This window comes from Mesorhizobium sp. M4A.F.Ca.ET.090.04.2.1, assembly GCF_003999085.1.
GTDB lineage: Bacteria > Pseudomonadota > Alphaproteobacteria > Rhizobiales > Rhizobiaceae > Mesorhizobium.
Map to the genome: position 1 here is coordinate 1 of NZ_RZOT01000739.1, position 2,150 is coordinate 2,150.

Here is a 2,150-nt window from a genome sequence, read left to right on the forward strand (position 1 = left end):
CCGCTGCTGCACGCGCCGCATTCCGGCTATGAGCGCCTGTCGATGGGCGGCGTCACCGTCATCGCCGACACCGGCCTGCCGCCGCCCGTTGACGTGTCCAACGCCGCGCACGCCGGCTGCCTCGCCTTCGAGATGTCCTCCGGCCGCCAGCACTACATCGTCAATGCCGGCATCGACACCTATGGCGCCGCCGAGTTCCGGCCGCTGGCCCGCGCCACCGCCGCGCATTCGACCGCCACCGTCAACGACACGTCCTCGGCGCGTTTCAGCCATTCGCTGCGCGTCAATGACCTGCTCGGCTCGCCCTTGATCGGCGGTCCGCAGCATGTGCCCTGCAAGCGGACTGACCTGAAGGGCAGCCAGGGCTTCCTTGCCCGCCATGACGGCTATGTCCAGCGCTTCGGGTTCCTGCACGAGCGCGAAATGAAACTGTCGAGCAACGGCAATGTGCTGACGGGCCGGGACCGCTTCCAGCGCCCCGGCGGGGCCGCGATCCGCAACAATGGCCGCGACTTCGTCGCCGTGCGCTTCCACGTCCACCCCGACATCAACCTGCTGCAGGACGAGCATGACCGCCTGGTGCTCGCCGCTGACCAGGGCGATACCTGGGTGTTCACATGCGCTGGCATCGTGCCCGAGGTGGAGGAGTCGATCTATTTCGCCGGGCTCGGCGGGCCGCGCCGCAGCCGGCAGATCGTGCTTGCCTTCAAGGCCTCGGAGATATCGGAGGTCCACTGGCAGCTGACCAGGACGACCATCGCCGGCTATCCGGAAAACAACTGACGGCGCGCAACAGCGTGTGATGCCAGCCGCACGGCGCTTGATTTCCTGATCTCATGTGCTACGGCGCGGGCTTCTTCCAATCCAGCCTTGAAAGGCCGCCAGCCCATGGCCGTCGCCGCCAAGAACATTCCCGCGCCCGACCTCGTTCCCGTGCGCCGCGCGCTGCTGTCCGTCTTCGACAAGACCGGCCTGATCGACTTCGCCAAGGCGCTCGCCGCCGCCGGCGTCGAGCTGGTTTCGACCGGCGGCACGGCCAAGGCGATCGCCGACGCCGGCATGGCGGTGCGTGACGTCTCCGAACTGACCGGCTTTCCCGAGATCATGGACGGCCGCGTCAAGACGCTGCATCCCTCGGTGCATGGCGCGCTGCTCGGCGTGCGCGACGACCCTGAGCATTCGAAGGCGATGCGCGACCATCATATCGAGCCGATCGACCTCGTCGTTTCCAACCTCTATCCGTTCGAGGAGGTGCGCCGTTCCGGCGCCGGCTACGCCTCGATCGTCGAGAACATCGACATCGGCGGACCGGCGATGATCCGCGCCTCGGCCAAGAACCACGCCTATGTCGCCATCGTTACCGATCCCGAAGACTATGCGGCGGTGCTCAACGCGCTGGAGATGAATATCGGCTCGCTGTCGCTGGATTTCCGCAAGAAGCTGGCGGCCAAGGCCTTCGCCCGCACCGCCAGCTACGACGCCGCGATTTCCGGCTGGTTCGCCGAAGCGCTGGAGATCGAGCATCCGACCTGGCGCGCCTTCGGCGGCAGGCTTGATCAGGTGATGCGCTATGGCGAGAACCCGCACCAGGGCGCCGGCTTGTACCTCAATGGCGACAAGCGGCCGGGGGTCGCCACAGCGCGTCAGTTGCAGGGCAAGCAGCTCTCCTACAACAACATCAACGACACCGACGCCGCCTTCGAGCTGGTCGGCGAGTTCGATCCTGCCACCACAGCCGCCGTCGCCATCATCAAGCACGCCAACCCCTGCGGTGTCGCCGAAGCGACCTCGCTGAAGGTGGCCTACGCCAAGGCGCTCGCCTGCGACCCGGTCTCGGCCTTCGGCGGCATCGTCGCCATGAACCGCATCCTCGACGCCGAAGCGGCGGAGGAGATCGTCAAGACCTTCACCGAGGTCATCATCGCGCCCGACGCGTCCGAGCACGCGGCAGCGATTGTCGCCGCCAAGAAGAACCTGCGCCTTTTGGTCACCGGCGGCCTGCCCGATCCGCGCGCCGCCGGTACCACGGTGAAATCGGTCTCCGGCGGACTGCTCGTCCAGGGCCGCGACAATGCGGTGGTCGACGATCTCGAACTGAAGGTGGTGACCAAGCGCGCGCCGACGCCGGCCGAGATGGCCGACCTGAAGTT

2 protein-coding genes are annotated in these 2,150 nt (G+C 67.0%); both read left to right on the forward strand.

What is annotated here, in order from left to right:
* Positions 1–783: heparinase II/III family protein (locus EN781_RS31185; RefSeq protein ID WP_189347954.1), on the forward strand; the 783-nt coding region annotated here is incomplete at its 5' end.
* 105 nt (positions 784–888) lie between these two features.
* Positions 889–2,150: bifunctional phosphoribosylaminoimidazolecarboxamide formyltransferase/IMP cyclohydrolase (gene purH, locus EN781_RS31190; RefSeq protein ID WP_127400661.1), on the forward strand; the 1,262-nt coding region annotated here is incomplete at its 3' end.